The organism is Vibrio ishigakensis (genome assembly GCF_024347675.1).
In the GTDB taxonomy this organism is placed as follows: domain Bacteria; phylum Pseudomonadota; class Gammaproteobacteria; order Enterobacterales; family Vibrionaceae; genus Vibrio; species Vibrio ishigakensis.
Window position 1 is genome coordinate 1,683,574 of the sequence record NZ_AP024882.1, and the last position, 23,878, is coordinate 1,707,451.

The 23,878-nt window shown below is 44.0% G+C and carries 22 protein-coding genes; 13 read left to right on the forward strand and 9 right to left on the reverse strand.

Annotated elements, in window-relative coordinates; genetic code table 11:
• Nucleotides 1-302 precede the first annotated feature (302 nt).
• Both Pcarn_RS21575 and Pcarn_RS21580 read right to left on the reverse strand, forming a co-directional pair.
• Complete coding sequence (locus Pcarn_RS21575) at nucleotides 303-827, reverse strand: lactoylglutathione lyase family protein (protein WP_261836387.1); 525 nt, start codon at nucleotides 825-827, stop codon at nucleotides 303-305.
• 456 nt (nucleotides 828-1,283) lie between these two features.
• Nucleotides 1,284-2,234: a hypothetical protein gene (locus Pcarn_RS21580; protein ID WP_261836388.1), complete on the reverse strand. Its 951-nt coding sequence runs from the start codon at nucleotides 2,232-2,234 to the stop codon at nucleotides 1,284-1,286.
• A gap of 648 nt (nucleotides 2,235-2,882) precedes the next feature.
• On the opposite strand from Pcarn_RS21580, the gene Pcarn_RS21585 reads away from it, so the two are divergent.
• A complete protein-coding gene (locus Pcarn_RS21585) occupies nucleotides 2,883-3,254 on the forward strand; it encodes a DUF2750 domain-containing protein (protein WP_261836389.1) in 372 nt (123 codons plus the stop codon).
• A gap of 426 nt (nucleotides 3,255-3,680) precedes the next feature.
• The gene (locus Pcarn_RS21590; protein WP_261836390.1) at nucleotides 3,681-5,243 is read left to right on the forward strand and encodes a polysaccharide lyase family 7 protein; all 1,563 of its coding nucleotides are present in this window, start codon (nucleotides 3,681-3,683) and stop codon (nucleotides 5,241-5,243) included.
• A gap of 139 nt (nucleotides 5,244-5,382) precedes the next feature.
• Here the strand turns inward: Pcarn_RS21590 and Pcarn_RS21595 are convergent, their stop codons facing one another.
• Entirely contained in the window at nucleotides 5,383-6,150 is a 768-nt protein-coding gene (locus tag Pcarn_RS21595) for an AraC family transcriptional regulator (RefSeq protein ID WP_261836391.1), read from the reverse strand.
• Between the two features lie 320 nt (nucleotides 6,151-6,470).
• On the opposite strand from Pcarn_RS21595, the gene Pcarn_RS21600 reads away from it, so the two are divergent.
• The 3 genes from Pcarn_RS21600 to Pcarn_RS21610 all read left to right on the forward strand — a co-directional run bounded on the left by Pcarn_RS21600 (nucleotide 6,471) and on the right by Pcarn_RS21610 (nucleotide 10,756).
• Nucleotides 6,471-8,513, forward strand: a complete 2,043-nt coding sequence (locus Pcarn_RS21600; RefSeq protein ID WP_261836392.1) for a glycoside hydrolase family 127 protein — start codon at nucleotides 6,471-6,473, stop codon at nucleotides 8,511-8,513.
• 26 nt (nucleotides 8,514-8,539) lie between these two features.
• Nucleotides 8,540-10,204: a glycoside hydrolase family 13 protein gene (locus tag Pcarn_RS21605; RefSeq protein ID WP_261836393.1), complete on the forward strand. Its 1,665-nt coding sequence runs from the start codon at nucleotides 8,540-8,542 to the stop codon at nucleotides 10,202-10,204.
• Nucleotides 10,205-10,396: 192 nt separating this feature from the next.
• Nucleotides 10,397-10,756 (forward strand): VOC family protein, encoded by a 360-nt coding sequence (locus Pcarn_RS21610; RefSeq protein ID WP_261836394.1) that lies wholly within the window; start codon nucleotides 10,397-10,399, stop codon nucleotides 10,754-10,756.
• Between the two features lie 34 nt (nucleotides 10,757-10,790).
• Here the strand turns inward: Pcarn_RS21610 and Pcarn_RS21615 are convergent, their stop codons facing one another.
• The gene (locus tag Pcarn_RS21615; protein ID WP_261836395.1) at nucleotides 10,791-11,717 is read right to left on the reverse strand and encodes an alpha/beta hydrolase family protein; all 927 of its coding nucleotides are present in this window, start codon (nucleotides 11,715-11,717) and stop codon (nucleotides 10,791-10,793) included.
• Between the two features lie 176 nt (nucleotides 11,718-11,893).
• Here Pcarn_RS21615 and Pcarn_RS21620 point away from each other — a divergent pair, with 176 nt between their 5' ends.
• Nucleotides 11,894-12,844, forward strand: coding sequence for an AraC family transcriptional regulator (locus Pcarn_RS21620; protein ID WP_261836396.1), 951 nt, complete (start codon nucleotides 11,894-11,896; stop codon nucleotides 12,842-12,844).
• Here the strand turns inward: Pcarn_RS21620 and Pcarn_RS21625 are convergent.
• The gene (locus Pcarn_RS21625; RefSeq protein WP_261836397.1) at nucleotides 12,837-13,703 is read right to left on the reverse strand and encodes a pirin family protein; all 867 of its coding nucleotides are present in this window, start codon (nucleotides 13,701-13,703) and stop codon (nucleotides 12,837-12,839) included. The genes Pcarn_RS21620 and Pcarn_RS21625 overlap by 8 nt on opposite strands.
• 202 nt (nucleotides 13,704-13,905) lie before the next feature.
• On the opposite strand from Pcarn_RS21625, the gene Pcarn_RS21630 reads away from it, so the two are divergent.
• Nucleotides 13,906-14,421 (forward strand): hypothetical protein, encoded by a 516-nt coding sequence (locus tag Pcarn_RS21630; protein WP_261836398.1) that lies wholly within the window; start codon nucleotides 13,906-13,908, stop codon nucleotides 14,419-14,421.
• 15 nt (nucleotides 14,422-14,436) lie between these two features.
• Here the strand turns inward: Pcarn_RS21630 and Pcarn_RS21635 are convergent, their stop codons facing one another.
• Nucleotides 14,437-15,372 (reverse strand): LysR family transcriptional regulator, encoded by a 936-nt coding sequence (locus Pcarn_RS21635; protein ID WP_261836399.1) that lies wholly within the window; start codon nucleotides 15,370-15,372, stop codon nucleotides 14,437-14,439.
• Nucleotides 15,373-15,462: 90 nt separating this feature from the next.
• Here Pcarn_RS21635 and Pcarn_RS21640 point away from each other — a divergent pair, with 90 nt between their 5' ends.
• Together Pcarn_RS21640 and Pcarn_RS21645 are read left to right on the forward strand one after the other, a co-directional pair.
• The gene (locus Pcarn_RS21640; RefSeq protein WP_261836400.1) at nucleotides 15,463-15,705 is read left to right on the forward strand and encodes a DUF2798 domain-containing protein; all 243 of its coding nucleotides are present in this window, start codon (nucleotides 15,463-15,465) and stop codon (nucleotides 15,703-15,705) included.
• Between the two features lie 55 nt (nucleotides 15,706-15,760).
• Nucleotides 15,761-16,309: a carboxymuconolactone decarboxylase family protein gene (locus Pcarn_RS21645; RefSeq protein WP_261836401.1), complete on the forward strand. Its 549-nt coding sequence runs from the start codon at nucleotides 15,761-15,763 to the stop codon at nucleotides 16,307-16,309.
• 50 nt (nucleotides 16,310-16,359) lie between these two features.
• Here the strand turns inward: Pcarn_RS21645 and Pcarn_RS21650 are convergent, their stop codons facing one another.
• Nucleotides 16,360-16,839, reverse strand: a complete 480-nt coding sequence (locus Pcarn_RS21650; RefSeq protein WP_261836402.1) for a porin family protein — start codon at nucleotides 16,837-16,839, stop codon at nucleotides 16,360-16,362.
• 477 nt (nucleotides 16,840-17,316) lie between these two features.
• Here Pcarn_RS21650 and Pcarn_RS21655 point away from each other — a divergent pair, with 477 nt between their 5' ends.
• Complete coding sequence (locus tag Pcarn_RS21655) at nucleotides 17,317-18,795, forward strand: winged helix-turn-helix domain-containing protein (RefSeq protein WP_261836403.1); 1,479 nt, start codon at nucleotides 17,317-17,319, stop codon at nucleotides 18,793-18,795.
• On the opposite strand, the gene Pcarn_RS21660 is transcribed toward Pcarn_RS21655, so the two are convergent.
• The gene (locus tag Pcarn_RS21660; protein ID WP_261836404.1) at nucleotides 18,792-19,466 is read right to left on the reverse strand and encodes a mechanosensitive ion channel family protein; all 675 of its coding nucleotides are present in this window, start codon (nucleotides 19,464-19,466) and stop codon (nucleotides 18,792-18,794) included. The genes Pcarn_RS21655 and Pcarn_RS21660 overlap by 4 nt on opposite strands.
• A gap of 379 nt (nucleotides 19,467-19,845) precedes the next feature.
• On the opposite strand from Pcarn_RS21660, the gene Pcarn_RS21665 reads away from it, so the two are divergent.
• Nucleotides 19,846-20,490 carry a MarC family protein gene (locus Pcarn_RS21665; protein ID WP_261836405.1) on the forward strand — a complete coding sequence of 215 codons (645 nt, stop codon included), beginning with the start codon at nucleotides 19,846-19,848 and terminating at the stop codon, nucleotides 20,488-20,490.
• Nucleotide 20,491: 1 nt separating this feature from the next.
• Nucleotides 20,492-21,271 (forward strand): TerC family protein, encoded by a 780-nt coding sequence (locus tag Pcarn_RS21670; protein WP_261836406.1) that lies wholly within the window; start codon nucleotides 20,492-20,494, stop codon nucleotides 21,269-21,271.
• A gap of 60 nt (nucleotides 21,272-21,331) precedes the next feature.
• Here Pcarn_RS21670 and Pcarn_RS21675 read toward each other — a convergent pair whose 3' ends face one another.
• Entirely contained in the window at nucleotides 21,332-22,087 is a 756-nt protein-coding gene (locus tag Pcarn_RS21675) for an SDR family NAD(P)-dependent oxidoreductase (RefSeq protein WP_261836407.1), read from the reverse strand.
• Nucleotides 22,088-22,893: 806 nt separating this feature from the next.
• Here Pcarn_RS21675 and Pcarn_RS21680 point away from each other — a divergent pair.
• Complete coding sequence (locus Pcarn_RS21680; RefSeq protein ID WP_261836408.1) at nucleotides 22,894-23,829, forward strand: polysaccharide lyase family 7 protein; 936 nt, start codon at nucleotides 22,894-22,896, stop codon at nucleotides 23,827-23,829.
• The last annotated feature ends 49 nt before the right edge of the window (nucleotides 23,830-23,878 follow it).

Below are 23,878 nucleotides of genomic sequence, written 5' to 3' on the forward strand. Positions count from 1 at the left end.
CCAAGACTCCACGGCTTTAGAATCAGGTTATCGTTTATTAGGGTCTGTTGACCTTTTGAGTTCGTTTTTGTAGCGAATTGTTGGGCGTTTATACAAGGCAGGCACTTTTAGGTGTAGTGGTTCTACATGAAAAGTGTCTAACGCAGTAGAAATGCCCAACAAACGCTACCCGAAGGGCTCGGCCAGAAACGATTTACTCTTTGTTGAGCCCCTTTTGCTTAGATGACTAGGCTACAAGGTTCTCGCCGCGATTAAATCGTTTCTGACTCGAGCAAAATTCAACTGCAAAAGGTCAACAGACCCTAGTTATAGGCGCCACTAGAATAATGTAACTCATAGCTATGGCTGTAGATCTCAAGAATGTTACCAAACGGGTCTTCCATATAGATCATGCGATACGGCTTTTCACCCGGATAGTAGTAACGAGGTGCCTTCATGCGCTTCTTACCACCAGCCGCAACAATCTTCTCGGCCAGACCCTCAACATCAGGGTCTTGCACGCAGAAATGGAATACACCGGTTTTCCAATACTCGAAGTTATCTTCTGGATTCTCTTGACTCTTAAACTGAAACAGCTCGACACCAATGCGGTCGCCTGTTGATAGGTGAGCAATACGAAAACTCTCCCAGCCAGCACCGAATACATCGGTACACATCTCACCAATCGCAGAATCGTCCTCCACGATCTTGGTCGGCTCCATAATCAGGTACCAACCCAGTACTTCGGTATAGAACTTCACCGCAGCCTCTAGGTCAGGCACTGAGATACCGATATGGCTAAAGCTTCTAGGATAAGTGTGGTTAGTGTTCGGGGCTACAATCGCCATGTCTATTCTCCTTTGGCTGAATAACCAAAGAAGTATAGGCTTCACCAATCAATTACGATCACTCTACCGTTCCACAAGACACACTAACAATTATCATTAGTCATGATATTGATAAAGAAAGTTTATATTGTGGAATTATACTTCCATCGTCGGATGGCCATCCTAACCAATGATCAACCAACGAGATTGACACCTATGATTCCGTGATACCTCTTCCTTGGTGTACGATGGATTCATTTGTACTTCCTGTCCAATTAACTTGCGGATGATGTTCTTCCCCACCATGCAGCACGATTAGTCCCCGTAATTCGCCTTATAATGTCCCATGAACCCCACATATTTGGTACTCACCAACACTTTTTCTACAGAGTAGAAATTTACCAGTCCCGTAATGTCAAAAAGTCCCGCGGCACGGGCTACCGCGACGCAGGACTCAAAATATGTCAATCTTTACGATTATTGAATATGCTGTAACACGTAATATACCCAGTCACGCTTCAAAGCTTCTTTACCCTCGCTATGCATAGCTTCAACAAGTGTCTCTACTACTTCTACAGGTACAGAAACGTCGCTGTACTCACATTGAATAGCATCATCGGTTACGTAGCCTTGACAGTAGAAATAACCATTGTCATCTTCGCTAGGGAACTCTAGTGAAAGGTTAACTAGCCCATAGTCTTGAATGGAAATGTCTAGGCGACCTTGGTTCGAATAGCACTCATTGACTTCGCAAATCTGATGCTTGTCTTTAGTTACTCTTAAAGCCTTTTGAGTACCACCATCACTTTCCTGTAAGTTAATCGTGACAGCATTATAACGCTCACCATCATTTGTCATGGAATAACGGAAGTCGTAGCCTGTACCGTATGGGTTCCATGTCGAAAAGAAGTATTCGTTTGCGTCTTCGAACTTATATTCAGCATGTGGACTGTCTTGTATCGGAGTAACAACACGTTCACCATCGGACATCTTTTGGAAGCTATACCAAGTACCATCACGGTCTTCCCACGCACTAACTAGATGCCAGTCTGTGTCCGCATATTGGGCTGGTTTAATGGACACAGAGTCCACCACTTCACCGATAACACCCACCGCGTCAACAACCACATCGAATTCGTATTCACTTGTCATGGTAAATACAAGTGGATTTTTGTACGAACCCTGACGGTAAACGAAGTCTTCGCCACGCTCACCTTTTGGGTATACACGCCAAATGTACTGTTGCGCCAACTCGGTTGATTCCACTAGACATTGCACAGGTTCGCCAACGTAACCCACTTCTGGACAGTCTACCGATATAGTTGAAACGATAGGATCTGCTGGTTGAACGATAGTTGTGGTGTCGCCGTCTGAATCACAACCCACTAGGGCACTTGCGACCAATGTCGCTAATAGAAACTTTTTCATTATTCTGTTCTACTTTACTTTAAAGTACAAGGTACGAATTGAGTGTAGTGTATTTAACTTTCCGTACTATGTAAAGATTATTTTGAACAGTTTTTAAGAGACTCAATTTCCATTTCTAGGAGTTTCAGTTCTAAACATTAAGCGCAGATTATTTCCTTACTTTGATCAGCTATAAACTACTCGATCAAATAGTAACGTCTGCACGAACAAGAAAAACCACACGATAGCGTACATCAATCAATCGTCCGCAGGATTTGATGAATTTCTTCAGTAGTGAACTCACCCGAGTCCATGATAAGTAGCGCATTAGATAGGAGATAGCTGAAATGACTTTGACGTTACATTCTTCATCAAAATAACACCCCGTTTGAACACAGTAAGTAGTTTCAGTAACGTCAAACAGTAAGAACGGAGCAGTCAGACTACCCTCACTAGCATCCTGCCAAGTAAATAATCCAAAACCATCACCTACGACTGAAAACAAAAGATTACCTTTCTGTCTAAAAACAATAAGTTTTTGTCATCAAATACAGGGCATTTAATAAACGGTTAAATCTCGACTTCGCACATTTGTACACGTAAGGTTTTTAAATTCGTTTTCAGCCAAGTAAACTAAAGGCGAACCTTCACTACTAAGTTGGACTCAGTATGACAACGCTTACTATCCCTAAAGATCCTCAAGAGCGCTTCAACCTTTTCTTCAAATCTGCCATCGAATCGAAAAAGATTTGGCTACTGATCGATGAATACGGCAGTGTGATGCTCAATACCGACGATGAAGAGTGCGTGCCTGTATGGCCATCAGATGAACATGCCCTGCAGTGGGCAACCGGAGAATGGGAGGGCTTTACGGCTGAGCCTATTTCTATCGCGAAGTGGAAATCTCGTTGGACGCGAGGCCTAGAAGAAGATGAATTATCACTGGTGGTGTACCCTGATCAAGACGGTGAAGGAATCATTCTTTACCCAGATGAATTTGAATTCGAATTAGTAAAACGAGAGAACAAAGCTCGTCGATAATTCTAGTGAAAGCCAGGCTTGATAGTCTGGCTTTTTTGATTCTTAGCCTATCTTTAAGCAACAGACTGCCTATATTTCCGCATTCCTACAGCCAGCTATACAACCAGTAACATATTAATTTCGCTCAGTAAGTTACATATAAGAATTGATCCAAATCATTTGCCCGATGGATTAATAAGCGATACCAGCGTGCATACGTCACAGAAAGATACAAGCTCTAGACTTCGATCCCATTTCTGCACACTTACTTACAATTGTATTATTAAAATATGTATTCTTATTACCAAGACAGAGCCAAGAACCTCTTGAAGTAGGGAATCTTGTGATTCGAATAAGAGCCGCACTGTCTCTTATGCATCTATTTTAAATTGGATTTTATACTACAAATCGCCCTTTTGATTTGTACTGCATTAGGTAAATAGTGAAATGAAACATATCTTCTTAAAAAGCTTAATCGCTTCTTCAGTTCTACTAGCTGTTGGCTGTACGTCAACGCCAGTACATCAGTTCGACAATAACAAAGAAACTGGAGAGCCAATCCTGACTCCTGTAGCGCTAACTGCTAGCAGCCACGATGGCAACGGTCCTGACCGTCTGTTTGACCAAGACCTAACTACGCGTTGGTCATCTGCAGGTGACGGCGAGTGGGCAATGCTTGACTATGGCTCAGTTCAATCTTTTGACGCAGTACAAGTAGCATTCAGTAAAGGTAACGAGCGTCAAAGCCGCTTCGACATTCAGATGAGTGAAGACGGTGAGAACTGGACTACTGTTCTTGAAAACCAAGTTAGCTCAGGCAAAATCCTTGGCCTAGAGCGCTTCCAATTTGAACCAGCAGTTAACGCTCGCTACGTTCGCTACGTTGGTCACGGTAACACCAAAAACGGTTGGAACAGTGTGACTGAGCTTGCCGCTCTAAACTGTGACGTGAACGCATGTCCAGCTAGCCACATCGTTACTTCAGCTGTAGTCGCTGCCGAAGCTACAATGATCGCTGACATGAAAGCGGCTGAGAAAGCGCGTAAAGAAGCTCGTAAAGACCTACGTAAAGGTAACTGGGGTGAGCCAGCGGTGTACCCATGTGAAACCACAGTTAAGTGTAATACCCGCACAGCACTACCAGTACCAACTAACCTACCAGCTACTCCAGTTGCAGGTAATGCACCAAGCGAAAACTTCGACATGACCCACTGGTACCTGTCTCAACCGTTTGACCACGATGAGAACGGTAAACCAGATGACGTTTCTGAGTGGAACCTAGCTAACGGCTATCAGCACCCAGAAATCTTCTACACTGCTGACGACGGCGGTCTAGTATTCAAGTCTTACGTGAAAGGCGCTCGTACTTCTGCAAACACTAAGTACGCTCGTACTGAGCTACGTGAAATGATGCGTCGCGGTGACCAGTCTATTAAGACTCAAGGCGTGAACAAGAACAACTGGGTATTCAGCTCTGCACCAATCGCGGATCAGAAAGCTGCTGCAGGTATCGATGGCGTTCTAGAAGCAACTCTTAAGGTTGACCACACTACAACCACTGGTGATGCCAACGAAGTAGGTCGCTTCATCATTGGCCAGATCCACGACAAGAACGATGAGCCAATTCGTCTGTACTACCGTAAGCTTCCAAACCAACCAACAGGTGCGGTTTACTTTGCTCACGAAAGCCAAGACGCAACTAAAGAAGACTTCTACCCTCTAGTTGGCGACATGACTGCTGAAGTTGGTGAAGACGGTATCGCACTAGGCGAGAAATTCAGCTATCGCATCGAAGTTGTGGGCAACACTATGACAGTAACTGTTATGCGTGAAGGCCATGACGACGTAGTTCAAGTTGTTGACATGAGCGAAAGTGGCTACGACGTTGGCGGCAAGTACATGTACTTCAAAGCTGGTGTTTACAACCAAAACATCAACGGCGACATGGACGACTACGTTCAAGCAACTTTCTATCAGCTAGACGTATCTCATAGCAAGTTCGAAGGTTAATTCCCCTTCTCAAAATCAAAGCCCCTAAGCTTTTAGCTAGGGGCTTTTTTATTATTTTCTTACGATAAAAAGACCGAACAGCCACGCCCCTGATACAAGAAAACGTCAATTACGAATGACACGCTAATCTAAATAGTGCCTATTTAAGTGATTCCCGATAGTCGCTCGGGGTACAAGATTTAATATTGGAGAAGTTTCTGTAAAAGCTACTTATGCTATCGAACCCTACCTCTAATGCGACTTGAGAAACCGGCAAATCACTGTGTAATAAGAGTCGACATGCATCTTCTACTCTTATGCTATTTAGATAGGTGAGGTAACTTACTGACATGGATTTCTTAAACCATCGACAAAACGCTGGCTTAGTCATATTCGAAAATTCCGCCATGGCGTCTACCGACAAAGATTGAGCTTTATTGGCGTGGATATGAGCAATAACTCGGTTCAGCTTTTCATACCTATGATCCTGCAACGCCTTTTTTGAAAACTCCACAGAGGAAAGTAACTGCGCTGAGGGATGCCTTATTAACTCGTCTAAGATAGAAAATAAAGCAATCAACTGAGTCGAAGGTTCAAGGGTTTCAACGCACTTCAGTTGCTGGTGCAATTCACTAGACAGCTTGTCGAAACTCATCCCAAAGCGTGATGATTTTATAAGCTGAACCATCTCACGAAACTCAGGGTACACAGACAAAATCTGAGCATCAAACTGAATGACCAAAATAACGCAGTCATTAACCCCTTCCCCAACACTAAACCCGTGGGGTAAATCTTCTCCAAGTAGCAGGAGCTCTCCTTGTGAGAAGACCCCTCGATTATCACCTATAAGGCGTTGTGCGCGACCACTATATGCATAGAGTAACTCTATCTGCTTGTGATAGTGCCAATATGGCTCTGGCGTATCCAAATTGACCTTCTGGCAAGTAATAGTACTTATTTGGCTTTGATCAGGAAGGTTCTGTCGAAATGGACGCATGGAGTAAAGGGATGTAAACGAATGATGATGTTGCCAATCTTAGCATTTAGGCCAATAACCCACTACATCAAGCCGAAGCTCTGCCCTCTATGTGACCCTATCAAGATCGCAAAAACAGTAAGTATTGGTTAACCCCAACTATGGCGGTTAATTTTTGGGAATCACTTGCCAATTATTGAGAAGCACACCTCAATCACTTCCTTTAATGTGAAAGCAATTCAAAACAAAAGAACTCTACCTAGGATTGCCCAATGACTACGCCTAACATCACCATCGAAGAGAGCTCACAGGGAGAAAACTTCCTTTCTCGTGTAAACCAAATTTCAGAATGCATTAGTGATGACAATGAAAAGCTGAGGTTCTTTGACAATCAAAGAATGCCATTGAAGCCGAAATTTCAGATCCCAAGCGCTGACAAGATTAAGCCTGAGGCATGGATAAAATCCCTGATGAACAATGACTTAAATCAAGGTGTCGTAGGTGCGTTGGACAGTCTATATCCAGGCATCAAGCGCGATGACATCTACAACACCCATCGCCGTGCGGGCCTTGATGATGTGCCAGAAATGGGCGACTTAGTGCTAACTGGTGATGAGTGGGAAGCGTCCATCATGTGGTGGAATGCCGAAACCATTGGCAATTGGTGGGATGGTTTCATTCGTCACGCATTCTTAACCGGTGAGCTAGAGGCACAAAATAAGGCTAAATCCATCGTAGAAAACCTTATACAGTCTCAAGATGAGGATGGTTACATAGGCATCTATCAGCCAAGTCTACGTTACCAACATGAGGGAGCAAACGGAGAGCTCTGGGCACAAACCACAGCATTGCGTGCCATGCTTTCCTATTATGAGTTCACCAAAGAACAAGTGGTTCTGACCGCAGTAGAACGCGCAATGGCAGTCTCGATGAGGGAGTATGGGCCAGAAGGTCGCAACCCATTTCGCCTGAAAAACGAATTTGGTGGTGCCACGCACGGCCTGATGCTTACAGACGTGTGCGAGACCCTACATCGCTTGACGGGCAAGTCTGAATATCAGGAATACGCGACATTCTTATACAAAGACTTCTCACGATTCCCAATCAACCGTGCCTTCAACGATTTCCGTTACCCTTATTTGATGGATCGTGAGGGTAAGTTTGAAAGTCATGGCGTACATACCTACGAACATCTGCGCTCGCTCCTGCAAAGCTATTTTTGGACTGGCTACCCTGAGCTAGAGGAGGCTTGGGACAATGCTCTTCACAAGCTGGGCCATACAATTTTACCAAGTGGCGCAGGTCATGGTGCAGAGTGGATCGCTGGACTAGCTGCAGATCCGGACTTCACTGCTACTGAATTTTGCACCATGTTTGAGCTGCGTAACTCACTATTGTTTGCCCTAGAAAAAACCGGAGATACATCTTTTGCAGATCATGCTGAGGTATTGACTTTCAACGGCATGATGGGATTTAGAAACCCTGCAGGGACAGCTATCACATATAACAAGTCAGACAACTGCTGCAAACTAAACAGTCACCATCAAACACCAAATGGTGAAGAAAAAGACGTACGATACAAGTACTCTCCAACTCACTCTGATCCAGCAGTATGCTGCGTGCCAAACTATGGTCGTAACCTGCCTACTTACCTTCAGTATATGTGGATGGAATCAGATGATGAACTGGTGACTATGCTTTATGGCCCATCAAGTTACACCACTATCGTAAATGATACCGAGCTGACCATTACTCAAAAAACTGAATACCCACTCTCTGATCAAGTGCAGTTGCAAATCACAGCATCAACGCCCACTCAAAAAACTATAAAATTGCGCAAGCCAGGGTGGTCTAAACATACAGTTGTAGTCGCCCCAGGCGCCACTATCGAAGAGCAAGAGCGATTTGTTGTGGTAAACAAAACTTGGCAAACCGGCGACACCATAGACATCACCTTTAATAACGAGGTACGCATCAAGCAAGCCAACAACGGTGATCGTTACTACCAGCGAGGTCCAATCGTATTCGCTGCCTCTATTGAACATGAAGAAGTCACTATCAAAGACTATGAGCAAGGTCAGTTCAGAGATTATCACTGCCTACCGCTTGAGGACTCGACCAACCAGCTTCGCTTTGACCCGAACTTGTCCGGTCAAGCCGTTTACTGCCCTGCTCTAGGTAAAAAAGCTTGGTACGAGAGCATGCCCTGCCTAGATGTCGTGATGATAAATCAGCAAACGAATAAATCACATCAGATACGTTTACAACCTATGGGTAGCACAATCTTGCGACGAGTCTCATTTAAAACTATCTAACCCTCACAATGAAAATAAGTAATTCGATGCAACCTAAACAACTGACTAAAGCGTGGTGGAAAGAACTCGTCGCGTATCAAATCTATCCTAGAAGCTTCATGGACAGCAATGGAGATGGCATTGGTGACCTAAACGGCATCACTAGCAAGCTAGACTACCTTAAAGATCTTGGTATAGGACTGATCTGGATATGCCCTATGTACAGCTCACCAAACACAGACAATGGATATGACATCAGCGACTATCACGGAATCATGGATGAGTTTGGCACCATGGAAGACTTCGACCGTTTGCTGGCTGAAACTCACAAGCGCGGTATGAAGTTGATTCTTGACCTAGTCCCTAACCACACCAGTGACGAGCATGCTTGGTTTGAGGAGTCCCGCTCTTCAAAAGACTCACCAAAGCGTGATTGGTATACATGGCGTGACAAGGAGGATATCAATAACTGGGAGAGTATCTTCAAAGGCTCTATCTGGAAACACGATGAAATCACCGACCAATACTACCTGCACTTCTTTGCCGACAAACAGCCCGATCTAAATTGGGAAAATCCAGAAGTTCGTGATGCCATGTGTGACATGATCAACTGGTGGCTAGATAAAGGTATCGATGGCTTTAGGATTGACGCCATAAGTGTAATGAAGAAAGTCGAAGGCTTACCAGACCTGCCCAACCCGGAAGGTCTAGAACATGTGCCGGCAATTAAGGCTATGACGAATCAGGAGGGAATTCTTGATTATGTTGATACCATGTGCGCTCGAACCTTTAATAAACGTGACGTGGTAACTGTCGGTGAGGCGAGTGGCGTAGATACACAAGGTGCCATCGATTGGGTCGGCGAAAAGCACCAACGACTCAATATGATCTTCCAATTTGAACACATGGGGCTTTGGCAAGAAGACGAAGAAGAACTTGATGTTGTTAACCTCAAGAAAGTATTTAAACAGTGGCAACAAGGCCTACATGGCATAGGCTGGAACTCACTGTTCATTGAAAACCACGATTTTCCTCGCAACGTTTCGACTTGGGGAGATGACGGTCAATACTGGCGAGAGAGTGCCACTGCGATAGCGGCCATGTATTTCTTAATGCAAGGCACACCGTTTATCTATCAGGGACAAGAAATTGCAATGACGAATACTCGCTATGCGTCTGAGGCGGATTTCGATTGTATCTTGATGAGAAATCGCTTCAAAGAGATGAAAGCACAAGGAATTGATGAGCAAGTGATCGTCAGCAAGCTGGCCAAGTTGACTCGAGATAACTCTCGTACGCCGATGCAATGGAACGACAGAGAGTTTGCGGGTTTCTCTAGCGCCAACCCTTGGATGCCAGTGAATCAGAACTACAACGAGATCAATGTTGAACATCAAGCTAAACAGCCAAACTCTGTACTCAACTTTTACAAACAATTGATTAAGCTCCGCAATCAGTCGAAAGCTCTTATCTACGGTGATTTTGATCTGATAGATGAAAGTAATGAAAAGGTATTTGCATACACTAGAAGTATTGAAGGTGAGGCATACCTGATAATAAGTAGTTTATCGAAAAGTACCGCTGAGCTTACCCTACCAAGAAACATAAAGCCGTATCAGCTCAAGATGGCGAACTATTCAGACGTGGCAGACAGCCAAGTCTTATCGAGGTTGAAACTGCGTCCATATGAGGCTCGAGTCTATAAACTCTAGTTTTCTGAATAGAGCCCAAACATATAAAAAACAAAGTGATTCAGCACGTATGAATCACTTTTTTGTTTGGATATGACAGTTTAACAAAGTGGAAACTGCTATTAAGGTGTTAACACCAAGCCTATTTCAGTTGTACTAAACTTCATGACGAAAATTTCTCATATTAAAACCAGAGAAGGTATGAAGCACAGTATGAATCAACACGAAAAACTCAACTATGTTGAATTCGCATCTGAAGACTTAAACGCGACTAAAACCTTCTTTACCGCTGTTTTTGGATGGGAATTTGTAGATTACGGGCCTGAATATACAGCCTTTTCAAATCAAGGTTTGGACGGTGGTTTCTACAAAGCCAGTGCCTGTAATCGAACAAACACTGGTGGTGCCCTGTTGGTTTTTTATAGCTCCAATATTCAATCAACCCTCGACAAGGTTGTTGCCAATGGCGGCTCAGTCGTAAAAGAGATCTTCGAATTTCCTGGAGGGTATCGCTTTCACTTTACAGAGCCGAGCGGGAATGAGTTTGCCGTTTGGTCGGAATCGATAGGCTAAAAAGACTCCCTGCAATGGGCAGGGCTAGTTCTATTCATAGATGTTTCTCGAAGAAATCTAACATCTGTTTTGGATTCTCACCAAAGTAGTTGTAGCCATCAAACCGTCTAGTGGTTCCCTCTATCCACAGCATCTCTTTTTCACTAGAGGAAATCAGGTCAAAGGTCTTTTGACCATCTGAGGGATTATCAGTCCAGATATCATCTAACACCTGAGTCATGAGTAGTGGCATCTTCACAGCATCGGCAAAAAACTGAGGGTTCATGTCTTTATTTTGGTAGCCACCAAACTTTAACTGCTCAAAGTCCATCACATCCAGATATTCTTCAACGCCTTGTAGCTTGGCAAAAGAACCCATCAAGGCTTCCATTGAAACCGCAAGAGGTGCCAACATACATGTGATGTTTTCAAACAGTTCTGGATGCTTAGAAAGTGCCTCAAACTGCGCGTTTGCACCAGTACATTGGCTATAAAGGGCAACATCCATCTTGCTAAGAATCGGGTGACTATCTACAAATTGTTTAGCACCAACACAGTCTCGCCACTCGTACCGTCCAATGCCGCAAATGCCACCGTTTGCAGAACCACTGGTGCCATGGTTTCTAAGATCATAAGCAAGCACGTTATAACCGGCTTTGACTAGGTGCGCCCAGATCTTCACAAAGTCAATTTTGATATCATCAACGTTGCTCCAAGGCTCACCAAAGTGACCACAAAAACCGGCGCGTGACATAGGCATCGGGTGATTAGCGATAATAAGCTTGTTTGAGTTTTCAGCTTTCATCCACCAGCCTTCTAGTGGCACGCCATCCGATGACTGAAAATAGACATCTTCATAGTTATCAATGCCCCACTCCTCCGGCTTTACAAACAGTGGGGTACGAAACATAGGCCTTACTGCAAATTCTGCTAGATAGCGAACGATTTGCATTTTATCTTCAGGGATATTTTTAGTATCCATTTAACGCTCCAACTAAGAGTGGTTTTAAGACCCCTAAACCTTAGTTTGAAAGTAAAATGCCAACTAAGCACAATCCTATTTAAGTTGTGCACATTCCTACCAAAATCCTTTTCTCAGTACATTGAAAGTATGCACTGCACTATACTTTCAACCATAGTCGCAACCACTAAAGCCCTATGCCACATCAACTGTTAGACCAATTTAATCTGTTCAAACAGACTTATGCCATCAAAGGTGATTTAGGTTTTATCGAAACCCATTTACCCGGTGTGAATTTTTTCTGGAGTGAGAAAACCATAGACTTCAGCTCTATGGTGTATCCCTCTGGAATTGCGCTAATTCGGAGTGGCAGAAAGGTCGGTATCTTTGACAGGGAGTTATTTCATTACGACCGAGAACACTTTCTCCTTATCACAGCCTCTACTCCTTTAATTTGTAAAACCATCGCCTCACCGCAAGAGCCGGTATTCGGCGTGTTCCTCCAGTCCAACTGCGCCGAGATTAAACAGATGGTAATGGATATGGGCGGCGAGTCAGCACTCCCAGCAAGCGAGTCACGAGGGGTTGAACCCGTTACCATTAACTCTGAACTAGACAATGCTATTGAAAGGCTACTAGGTGTCCTTTTATCTGAGCAGGAGAGCAAGATTATTGGACCTTCTGTATTAAAGGAGGTGCTGTTTAGAGTGCTTCAAAGCGAACATGGTCGATCACTATATGCCTCTATGCAGGTGCACTCTACACAACACACGCTCATAGAAGTCATTGAGTTTATCCGCAGCAACTTCGCAGAAAAGCTGGCGGTAGAAACGTTGGCCAGTCGTAGCAACATGAGTAGCAGTCGATTCTACCGAGAGTTCAAGAACATGACAGGTAGCTCACCCATTCAGTTCATTAAACGCATTCGCCTGAGCAAAGCAAGAAGCCTTATCACACACGAAGATAAAAGCGTTAGCCTAGCTGCTGCTGAAGTCGGATACACCAACCTTTCTCAGTTTCATCGCGACTTCAAAGCCTACTTCAAGGCGACACCTACTGACGCCGCAAGCACTGGTTATTCAGAGATAGATATCTGGCCGACTGATTCTACTCAAAAGGAAGCGGAAACATCCAAACAATCTATTTAGGTTTTCTCTCCGGTAGCGGGATATGCTCTTTCCTATCTCCTGGGATGGTTGGAAAACGTCCCTCACTCCAATCCTCCCTTGCTTGCTGTATACGTTCACGGCTGAACGAAACGAAGTTCCAATGAACATGGGGCGCTTTTTCATACTTCTCGCCACCTAATACGACTACTCGACCGCAGCTTGCAAAGATGATGTCATCATTGGGTTCGAGTAACGCGCACTGATTGGGCTCTAGGTTAATTCCCCCTACCTCGACTGAGCCAGAGATACAATAGATAGCGGCTTCTTGATGTCGATTCGGGCGCTCTACTAGGCTGCCTTTGTCTGCGGTGATATCAAGATAGAACAGTGGCGAGTAGGTCTTAACCGGAGAGCTCATTTCATAGGCCTCACCTGCAATAAGCCGAATCATCACATCTTCATAGATAGAAACTGGAAGCTGTTCTTTTTTAATATGGATAAAAGAGGGTTCAATTTCAGCTAACTCTTCTGGCAGTGCAATCCAACACTGCAGTCCGTTAATGCTATGTGGCCTAGAGCGGGTTTCGAAACTTTCTCGCTCAGAGTGAACTATACCCTTACCTGCGGTCATCCAATTTACATCGCCCGGCTGAATTTCTAGATTGTTCCCTAGTGAGTCTCTGTGAAGGATGGCACCATCAAAAAGATAAGTAAGCGTTGAGAGCCCGATATGAGGATGCGGACGTACGTTTATCCCCTGACCCGACTCAAAGCTGCTCGGCCCCATATGATCTAAGAAAATAAAGGGCCCCACCATTTTCTTCTCTATATGAGGCAGGACTCGTTTCACAAATAGCCCACCAATATCGTGCTCCGTTGCCTTTAGATGTTTCGCCATTTCCGAGTCCGTTGTTGTGTATTCAATAGTCTAAGTAAATACCGAGACGGTCGAAACTGCTAGCCAATCCATGACTGTTTCCCTTGCACAAAGCCAAGCATTCATTTATGTATTATTCAAATTCAATACTGGTTATTTTTGAATGAATTGGCTGCAGATATTATTCCCTCATCGAAACGCAACCTAGCAATGAGGAATAACAATGAGCACTTCGCAACTAATCCTAGAACTATCCCTTATCGGCAGCATGCTACTAATCACCGGCATCTTCTTGTTCCGCTCTTACGACAAGGCTGACACACTTTCTATGAAATCACATAAAATCCTGACAGGCTTACTTGGTGCGTTTATGTTGATGGCTGGCACAGTTAAATTCTTCGACCCCTTCACAACCATGTTTGCTAACCAGATTGCCTTGAGTGAGTTGCCTTTCCCTACCCTTTCACGTTGGGCAGGACAACTCGGCGAGATGGGAGCCGGTGCGATTCTTTTGCTTATCCTAATCGCGGGTTCCCGACTAAGTGATCAACTGAAAGACCTAGCTATGCTGGCAACAACCAGCTTGACCACAGTTATCATGCTTGTTGCGGTCTACGTGCACTTACTTCCAAACGTTCCAGCAGAGGTATTGCCACTGCAATCTAAACCACCAGTATTAACATTGGTTATTCTTGCTCTTGCTTGGCTCAACGCATACTTCTACAAGATAAATCGATAACCCTTGAACGCCGGCTTAGCCCGGCGTTTTGTCGTTTGCTTCGCTCTTAATCGATGCTAGAAATGCCTCAGTTTGACCAAATCGCTCAAACACCATATCCCGAAATGCGACAACTCGAGTTGAGATAAGCTTCCTGTCAGCCCATACCAAATAAGCCTTACCCGTTGGGCATTCAACCTCAGGTAAAACCTGAACTAATTCACCCTTTTCTGCCCTTACTTCGAATGCCGCCTTTGGCATTAAACAGATCCCTGCCCCTGCCACTGTCGCATCTATGTTTAGCCTGAGACTGCTAACAGCATACTTAGGTTTGTATGGTATACGAACCGGACACTCACCATCTCTTAGTTCCCAATAGGGTAAATTGTTTCCTGAAAGCAATCTGTGGGAAACCAAGTCTTCAGCGGCTCTCGGCATGCCATGTTTCTCTACATAGCTTGGAGATGCTGCCATTAGAAGCTGCGACTCAAACAACCTTCTTTGCACTAGATGCTCCGCATGAGGTGGGCTGGTTACTACCGCTAAGTCAATCTGTTCATCAAAAAAACGCTCTGTACCAGCACTAAATTGGATAGAGATGGACACTTCTGGGTGTAAATCCATGAATTCTATCGCCAACTTCTGTAAAAACGCATCTGCAAACGGTTCTGGGCAAGAAACACGAATTTCACCGGTTAAAACGGGCTGGCTGTTGGACAGGCGGATCCACTCATCATTGAGTTCTGAAAAGAGTGACGAAAACCTTTGATAATACTCATCACCCGCCGTAGTAAGTTGAAACTGCTTAGCATTGCGGTGCACCAGTTTTTCTCCCAGTTGCTGCTCCAAACTGGCTACCGCTCTAGATAAGGTTGGCGCAGAAACATGAGTTTGCAGACTTGCCGCAGCAAAACCACCGCACTCCACTGACTGACAAAACAGGTAAAGGTTGGATATATCTTTAGCTTTCATAATTGTACGATTGAGATTCATGGCTGTCTATTTTTGATTTATTAACCCGAGACTAGAATAGCCACATAAGTTAGTCAATCGGAGTCAACGATGAAAAAGTTTCCACGTAAATTTCAATACCCTCTAATGGTCTCTATGGTTCTACCAAGCATGCTATTAGGTATGCCAGCCATCATGGTTGCAAAAAGCCTCCCTCAAGATGCCTCATTCTTGAATGCTTGGCTTGAAGCGATTGGCCTGATTGTACCGTCAGCACTCTTGCTGCTTGCTGTAGTAGCCCCAACAGTTCGACTGTTTGTCAACAAAGTGCTCCTAGAGCCAGAAACTAACTAACCTATTTAATTAAATTATTCGTAAGCAAAAAACGCACTCTATAGAGGAAAACACCATGAAAGATTTCACACTACACACTGCCGAAACCGCTCCTGAGAAAAGCAAAGCTATCCTAGAAGGCGCGCAAAAACAGATGGGGATGGTTCCTGGACTTTATGCTGTGATGGCCGAGTCTCCAGAAATCTTGAAGGCCTATACACAACTTCACCAGTTGTTTACTCAAACCTCGTTTGATGCAGAAGAACTGACTGTCGTTTGGCAGACCATCAACGTTGAGCACGAGTGCCACTATTGTGTGCCGGCACATACAGGTATTGCACATTCTATGAAGGTGGATCCTGCACTTACTGAAGCGCTTCGCAACGACGAAGCTATGGCAACTCCTAAGCTACAGGCACTAAAAGACTTCACTCTGAACGTTGTGAGAAGTCGAGGTAATGTTTCAGAGCAGGATCTCGAGGCGTTTTATGCTGCGGGATATGAACAAAAGCAAGTTCTTGAGGTGATCCTCGGACTTTCGCAAAAGGTTATCAGTAACTATGTAAATCACGTAGCTCACACTCCAGTAGATAAGGTGTTTGAGAAGTTTGCTTGGAAAAAGTAATCCCTTATAAAGAAAAACGGCAGCCCTTACTTGGCTGCCGTTTTGTTTTATTAGAAGTGGAACTCTGCACTCAATGAGAAGCTGTCTTCGATAACTTTTGCTTCATACATGGTGTATTCAAGCGCTACTCGAACTGGACCAAGCTTCACACCCGTACCTGTACCGTAGTAGATGTCATTGGTGTCACCTAGGTTGGTTTGGAAGTGACCCACACCTACACGACCATAAAGATCGAAAATAGTGATAGGTAACATCACCTTAGCACTGGTTAGCCACGCATCAGAATAAACGTGCTCGAAATCTTTGTGCGTATCAACAAAATCTGCGTAACCTGCTTCAATCGCAAACATAGGGTGTAGTTGATAACCAATGTAAAGGTTGTAACCACTGTTCTCATCAGTAAAGTCGGTATCTTCGTTCTTCACTTGATACTCAGAGTAAAGGTAGCTTGCACCAATATATGGGTTAGCTTGCGCTTGTGTGATAAAGAAAACGGCTGCGATAGGAAGGATTAGCTTGTTCAGTTTCATTTTAAAAGACTCAAATTTAAAAGGTTTAAAGTAAGTTCTATTCCTTTAGTTATATGTTTCGCATCCTGCGGCAAGCGACATCTGTAAGCCGGCCCTTTCTATACTCATTAGGCTTGCTCCACTACTTGCTGTGTGGGGTGCATATTGGGGTGAAACTGGAGTGTTGACATAAATGAAAGCTAAGTAGTTGATAACTTCTAATCAGGCTGTTATCACAAAGATATAACGGCCATTAATTCATATAGTTACCTCTCCATAAGAGCAGAAAATCAAAACAAAAATAGATTGAGAAATTTAAAATTCGCTACTCTTTTAGAAGAAAAGCACCTCATAAAAGTCGATGTAATCCTTTGCTTATCTAGAACTTGGAGTTAGGGTGCTCAAATCATCCTCAGTTAGAGATAAATTGTCTGAAAAATCATTTAATTGCGTCTATGTTTACAGTGGGAAATTAGCAAAATGGGTGAAGCGTAGTAAATGCCAGACAAGAACATCAGTTTTATCGTGGATGAATGGCGATTTGTGCCTAACGAGGGACAAATCCAATTCGCTAATGCCGAGATCACGATTGATAATCGCCTGACCAAACTACTGGAGTTTTTCTGTACCAATCCAGGGCTTACCCATACCAGAGACGAACTCATAGAACATGTGTGGGGCGGCACAGTATTAACCGACCAAGCCGTCACTCAAGCAGTATTTGAATTGCGAAAGCTCCTCAAAAAACACAGCACCGAAGGATGCAGTTATATCGTCACGGTAACCAAGCGTGGTTATCGCTTCGACGGTGAGGTTAAGATTGAAAAGCTCGCACTGCAAAAACCAGAACGCCAGACTCCCCCTTCGACTGAAACAACAGCGAAGAAACAAATCAAACTGATCCCAGAAAAAGAGTCGATTAAATCGATAAAATCCCAGACGGTAATAGTGGTTCTGTCTGTGGTTGTGGTTTTGCTCGCTTCTTTGTTACTTCTGCCAAGAGAAGAGCACAGTCGGATGGGCGTGCAAGGTCACAAGCACCTTGCCCACTATGAATTTCGTTATGCGGTTCTTAATGTCAGTGATGAGGTCTTTAATACACCAGAGCTGTACGGCTTAGTGATAAAGCTAGTTGAACATATTGGGTTTTACAGCAATATTCGGGTGGTCAAATCTGAAGAGCATAGGAAACTGGCTGCCATTGAGCTGAACATCTCAACGGTTCCAAGTCGGGACGGGAAAAAGCAGCGCCTGCAGGTTCAATACCATAATCGTGTATCGGACCAAACACACCTCAATCGACGCTACTCCACTAACTTCGCGCGTTTTCACGAAACCTTCCCCGCAATTATTGATGATTTGCTTCGTGCTATGTATATCAAGGTTCCAGAAGAAGAACTAGAGCAAAATGTATCGGTGTTTCCAGAAGAGCCTGAGGCGGTAAAAGCCCTGATGACGGCAACTGGTGTTACCTACAACAAAGCAAATTTTAAGGGTGCGGTGGAATACTTTAGAAAGGCGCAGCAGCTTGCACCGGATAACGCCTACACGGTAGCGGTAGGCTATATCAGTGAAGTTATGGCTGTATTTGCGAGTGGTAAGGAAAACCAGGAGACTCTGATTGAAGACCTCAACCAAGAGTATTCACTACAGCTAGCGACTATCTTGGAGAAAGACAATAACCCGAGAGTCTGTGAAGCCTATGCCATCCTCGCTCTTTCTGAGGGTAAGCCTGAGAAAGCCTCTCAGGTCTTACTTTCTATTCCCTACAACCAGCAGACATCCCTTACTTACTTGTTGCTGGCCAAAACAGAAGAGGCGTTAGGTCATACCGACGGTGCAAAAGAGCTCTATCTACAGGCAACCCAAAACACTTCATCTGCAGCTGCACTGGAACTAGCAGGGCCTCTGTTCTTTGACAGTAATCTAGATAACCTTATCCAACAGCTTAAACTTCGAAAAGAACACCAAAATTAGAGTTCTACCTGAGCTGCCATGGGAGTGTCGGTTCTCTTTCGTCCCTTGCGACGGCGAAGAGGATATCGATTCTTCGGTAGCTCAAGGTTTGTATTCTGCACACTCTCCTCTTTCTCTTCACTTTTCTTATCACTGTTTCTTTTGGCAATATTATTACTAGCAACCTTAGTCACGCTCTTTTGCAATAGCAGTGCATTGGGGTAGGTAATGATGTTTCCTTCAGGGTGTTTGATAAGCGTGTGGAATATCTTTATTTCCAGCAGCGTTCCTTCATTTCCTTCGCCATCAGCAACCACTATGTAGTCACCGATACGGTACGGGAAAACGAAAAAGATAAGGAAGCTTGCGGTTACATTGCTCAAGATCGACCACTGAGCAATGAAGCCTACACCCACCACAGTGAATACCGATGAAATGAAAATTGCAAAGTTTCCATAGCCAATGCCACTGACTATGAGGAAGGTTGCTGTCAATATCAGAAGATAAAAGATATTAAAGCATCGGATGATAAATGCGGTTCTGCTGGCAGAAACAGATTTGTGTTTAGCCAACACGTTAATGGTGCTTGAAGTAAATCTCCTAAGCACGCGATACCCAATAAAAAACAGCACCGCAAGCACTAGGTGATGTTCCTTAATTACGTCGAAAATGGTTTCAAAAGAAATAGACATAACAACCTCTGCAATAAATGAAGCAGCATTATGTTCACTTCTGTTTTCCGATACATAAGCAGGCGATTAGGCTTGTATCATTTTCTAGTTTATCAGCGAGTCTTTAGAACATTAATCAAAACGAAAAACCTAAAAATAAAACATCAAATCATTGATTTTATTGGGCTTATATTCTTGTGATAGGAGTTTTATACCTAACTAATCCTTTGATGATGCCACTGATATCTCGATTTGTAGAATGGCCGGCCTGTTCATTAACAAGCCGAGCCAACCATGATTTTTATAGTCGTTAAACTAGTTCTTTTCTGTGCACATAGATGGCATAAAAAGAAACAATCCGATACCCAATTTGCACCAAATAGAGTGAGGCTAAAATAAAATGCTCACTCTATTTCTTACTCAATTTATTACCCTGTGGGCAGTTGTCGACCCTATAGGTTCAGTGCCTGTTTATCTGAGCCAAACGCAATCTCTGAGCGTTGCACAGAGCCGTCACTTGGCTATTAAGTCGGTGCTGTTCGCATTCTGGGTGCTGTTATTTTTTTTGGTTGCCGGTCAGTTTATTCTCGACGCTATGGCTATTCCCCTGCCCGTGTTTCAGGCAGCCGGTGGCTTAGTACTGCTCCTTTTCGCTTTGACCATGATATTTGGACAGAGCAAACCGGAACAAGAACAGAAACTGCTTGAAGAGGAGCTATGCCGTGCAAAATTGGCAGAGCGTGCAGTCTACCCTCTAGCTATCCCATCAATTGCATCTCCGGGAGCCATGATGGCTATCGTTATGCTTACCGACAAAAACCGCTTTTCCTATATGGATCAATCCATTACTGGGTTGGTGTTATTGCTCGTGCTTGGCGCTACCGCACTATTGCTACTGGGTGCTAGACGTGTTCACAGCGTAATTGGTAACGCCGGCGCTCAGATCATCAGTCGTGTTATGGGTCTAATTCTTTCTGCTGTTGCCCTAAACAACCTTCTACTTGGCCTAGTTGGCTTTATCGAACTCTATCAAATGGGGCATTAAGATGTTTATGGATTACGCAGTGGCGTTCAGCACCCTTCTTCTACTAGAAGTCATTCTCGGTGTAGATAACCTTATTTTTATATCCATCTTGGTGGAGAAACTGCCTAGGCACCTTCAAGCAAGGGTAAGAAATCTAGGTATTGGGTTGGCGGTATTTGCTCGGATAGGTCTGGTGTTCTCAGTTTCTTGGCTAATGACACTCACCAAGCCACTTATCACAGTGTTTGAGCTGTCTTTTTCAGGCAAGGATCTTATCTTATTTGGCGGTGGATTGTTCTTACTGCTCAAGAGCATAAATGAGTTGATTGCTTGGCTTAAAGAGAAAGGTCAGGTGCACTCGGGAATGGTAAGCGCCAGCGTTACTATGATTTTGCTACAAATCATCGCCATCGATCTTGTGTTCTCTTTCGATTCGGTAATCACAGCCGTAGCTTTGGTTCATAAAATCGAGATAATCGTGGCTGCTATCGTTATATCGGCTTTGATCATGGTAGCTATGGCAGAAAAGATACAAGTGACCATTACCGCCTACCCTGGACTTAAGCTATTGGCGCTACTGTTCTTAGTGATGCTTGGGGGAATGCTGGTATTCGAGGGCGTGGGATTCAAGCTAGATAAAAGTTATCTGTACGTAGTGTTAGCATTCGGCTTAGCTTTAGAAACCCTGCATATCGTGTTAGATAAGCAACAGCAAAAGTCAAAGCTAAAGCGAGTACAGTTCTCTGTGGAAGCGAAATTTAATCAGGCGGGTAAACCTCACCGCAATTTCTCTCGGGTATAAAAAAACTGCAGGCCTTTACAGGTCTGCAGTCTCTTCGACGTTAATCTTCAAACTCGTAGATTAGATACCTAGAGCTTGACCACCACCGATTTGTAGAGTTTCAGCAGTGATGAACGACGCATCTTTGCTTACTAGGAAAGAGATAGCAGAAGCTACTTCTTCTGGCTGACCTAGACGACCTAGCATGATGCTGTTAGCCCAAGAAGCGAATACTTCTGGCTTAGTTTCTTTGATTTGTGCGTGGAACGGAGTATCGATAGTGCCTGGAGATACAGCATTAACACGGATGTTTGCTGGAGCAAGCTCTTTCGCTAGAGCACGAGTTAGAGTGTGAACTGCAGCTTTAGAAGTACCGTAGATACCAGCACCTGGGCCACCTGCATTCCAAGCAGCGTTAGAAGTGAAGTTGATGATTGACGCATTGTCAGACTTCTTAAGGAATGGGATAGCAGCACGAGATACGAAGAATGCGCTGTCTAGGTTAAGAGCCATTACCTTACGGAAGAAATCAGTTTCCATGCCTTCGATTGGGCTACGACCACCTAGGCCACCAGCGTTGTTAACAACAACGTCGATCTTGCCATATTTCTCACCAACAGCAGTGATAGCAGCAGTTACAGCGTGCTCATCAGTTACGTCAAAACCGTGGTACTCAGCTTCGATACCTGCTTCTTTTAGCTCAGCTAGGCGCTCAGCGCCTTTCGCATCTTCGATACCGTTAAGGATAACTGTGTAACCGTCTTGACCTAGACGCTTAGCAACTTGAAAACCGATACCGCCAGTAGCGCCTGAGATGAATGCAACTTTATTAGACATATTGAAATTCTCTATATGAGTTGATGATTGGCCCAACCTTCACAAGTCCGACTGTGTCGTTCCTACTCAGGAAACCATTTGTATTACAATAAGGCTATTTTATGCATAATTGAGAAATAATCAAGTGTACTAGAATCATCCAATTACACTCTGAACCTATATTGATGCTGGTTCTGTGAAATGCCCCACACTTAATTGCAGGAGTACCCCTATAAACGTCGAGTCAAGGCGCCCTTGTATGACTTTATATTGCATCTGTGTCATATAAGGTGAGCCAATTAGAAAATAGAATGAGGTTCTGGGGCGCAAAGCAGTTAGCAAAATATAGGTTCTCAGCAACCTAAATAGATAGCGCTACAAGCCCTCTAATACAGCCAACCTTGATCAGTTACCCTCACCTAGCTTGTAAACTGAACATACATTAAAAGGGTGATCTGATTAAATTCTGCCCGCAGAGCTTCTTGAGTATATGCGCAGCTGGAATATCAATATGATGGAGGTAACATTTAAATTTGGGATTTCTATTCTGAAATACGATTTTCGATTGGTTTCTTGTCGACATTTTAGACATCTAAACTTCAAAAAAGCCTTCAAATGTAACTAGATGCTACAAGCCATAAAGTTACGAACAGCACCCAAAAACCACATTAATCATTAAAAACAATGCCTTATATTACCAACGACTCTTAAACGTTACATACAGTTACATATTTCGCTTTTTTTACAGGCTCTATGTCACAGACAAAGGTTTTTCACGCAATTAGCATTCTTGTCATACAAAAACACAAGACAAATAGGAAAACTTCATGTCTTCATTTAGCAAGATCGCGATTGGCGTTCTTTCAACATTTGCTGTTTCTTCAGCTATTGCAGCCCCTACTCCAAACGAGGTCCTAGACCTGAGTTGCTGGAAAACTACATTGCCTGTTTCACTAACTGGCGGTGACAAACCAACTGAGTTCAGCGAGAAAGAGATCGCAAATGGCGCACAGCATCCAGAATACTTCTACGTAAATGAAGCTGGTGACGGCGTGGTTTTCCGTTCTCCTGTTTCTGGCGTAAAGACTTCAGAAGATACTAAATACATCCGCTCTGAACTTCGTCAAATGCTTCGCTGTGGTGATACCTCAATCAAGACCCGTGGCACGAATAAGAACAACTGGGTATTTGGCTCTGCTCCAGAGAGCGACCACGCTAAAGTTGGTGGCGTAAATGGTCGTATGGAAGTCACTATGTCTGTTGATGAAGTGACGACTACTGGTGTTGATTGGCAGCAAGGCCGTGTAATCATTGGCCAAATCCACGCGCCTAAAGATGAGCCAATCAAGGTTTACTATCGCAAGATGCCAAACCACAAAACAGGCTCTATCTGGTTTAACGTAGAACCAGATCGTCGCTCTGGTCTTCGTGACGGTGACATCACCTTCCCTGTTCTAGGTTCGACTAAACCAAACTTCTGGCGCCAAGGTGAGAAGAACACTCCTGAGTCATTCGATGATGGTATCGCACTAGGCGAAAAGTTCTCTTACGCTATCGATGTTCAAGGTAGCATGCTGACGTTCGAACTTTACCAAGAAGGCAAAGCACCACGTAAGGTTTCTATAGACCTAGACATCTATGGTGTAAGCCTAGAAGACAGCTGGAACTACTTTAAAGCTGGTGTTTACGTGCAAAACCGTACTGGTGATGCAGACGACATGACTGCGGCTACCATCTACGACCTTAAGGTAACGCACGACTAATATCTGAGATCTATTACTCTCAGAAAAACACAAAGCCCTAGCTCAATGA

Bases quoted from the DNA above. Each gene is read 5' to 3' on its own strand.
- Pcarn_RS21585 (WP_261836389.1), top strand. From the start codon at position 2,883: ATGACAACGCTTACTATCCCTAAAGATCCTCAAGAGCGCTTCAACCTT.
- Pcarn_RS21665 (WP_261836405.1), top strand. From the start codon at position 19,846: ATGCTCACTCTATTTCTTACTCAATTTATTACCCTGTGGGCAGTTGTC.
- Pcarn_RS21630 (WP_261836398.1), top strand. From the start codon at position 13,906: ATGAGCACTTCGCAACTAATCCTAGAACTATCCCTTATCGGCAGCATG.
- Pcarn_RS21590 (WP_261836390.1), top strand. From the start codon at position 3,681: ATGAAACATATCTTCTTAAAAAGCTTAATCGCTTCTTCAGTTCTACTA.
- Pcarn_RS21580 (WP_261836388.1), bottom strand. From the start codon at position 2,234: ATGAAAAAGTTTCTATTAGCGACATTGGTCGCAAGTGCCCTAGTGGGT.
- Pcarn_RS21610 (WP_261836394.1), top strand. From the start codon at position 10,397: ATGAATCAACACGAAAAACTCAACTATGTTGAATTCGCATCTGAAGAC.
- Pcarn_RS21670 (WP_261836406.1), top strand. From the start codon at position 20,492: ATGTTTATGGATTACGCAGTGGCGTTCAGCACCCTTCTTCTACTAGAA.
- Pcarn_RS21615 (WP_261836395.1), bottom strand. From the start codon at position 11,717: ATGGATACTAAAAATATCCCTGAAGATAAAATGCAAATCGTTCGCTAT.
- Pcarn_RS21660 (WP_261836404.1), bottom strand. From the start codon at position 19,466: ATGTCTATTTCTTTTGAAACCATTTTCGACGTAATTAAGGAACATCAC.
- Pcarn_RS21680 (WP_261836408.1), top strand. From the start codon at position 22,894: ATGTCTTCATTTAGCAAGATCGCGATTGGCGTTCTTTCAACATTTGCT.
- Pcarn_RS21575 (WP_261836387.1), bottom strand. From the start codon at position 827: ATGGCGATTGTAGCCCCGAACACTAACCACACTTATCCTAGAAGCTTT.
- Pcarn_RS21650 (WP_261836402.1), bottom strand. From the start codon at position 16,839: ATGAAACTGAACAAGCTAATCCTTCCTATCGCAGCCGTTTTCTTTATC.
- Pcarn_RS21600 (WP_261836392.1), top strand. From the start codon at position 6,471: ATGACTACGCCTAACATCACCATCGAAGAGAGCTCACAGGGAGAAAAC.
- Pcarn_RS21640 (WP_261836400.1), top strand. From the start codon at position 15,463: ATGAAAAAGTTTCCACGTAAATTTCAATACCCTCTAATGGTCTCTATG.
- Pcarn_RS21655 (WP_261836403.1), top strand. From the start codon at position 17,317: ATGCCAGACAAGAACATCAGTTTTATCGTGGATGAATGGCGATTTGTG.
- Pcarn_RS21605 (WP_261836393.1), top strand. From the start codon at position 8,540: ATGCAACCTAAACAACTGACTAAAGCGTGGTGGAAAGAACTCGTCGCG.
- Pcarn_RS21645 (WP_261836401.1), top strand. From the start codon at position 15,761: ATGAAAGATTTCACACTACACACTGCCGAAACCGCTCCTGAGAAAAGC.
- Pcarn_RS21675 (WP_261836407.1), bottom strand. From the start codon at position 22,087: ATGTCTAATAAAGTTGCATTCATCTCAGGCGCTACTGGCGGTATCGGT.
- Pcarn_RS21635 (WP_261836399.1), bottom strand. From the start codon at position 15,372: ATGAAAGCTAAAGATATATCCAACCTTTACCTGTTTTGTCAGTCAGTG.
- Pcarn_RS21620 (WP_261836396.1), top strand. From the start codon at position 11,894: ATGCCACATCAACTGTTAGACCAATTTAATCTGTTCAAACAGACTTAT.
- Pcarn_RS21625 (WP_261836397.1), bottom strand. From the start codon at position 13,703: ATGGCGAAACATCTAAAGGCAACGGAGCACGATATTGGTGGGCTATTT.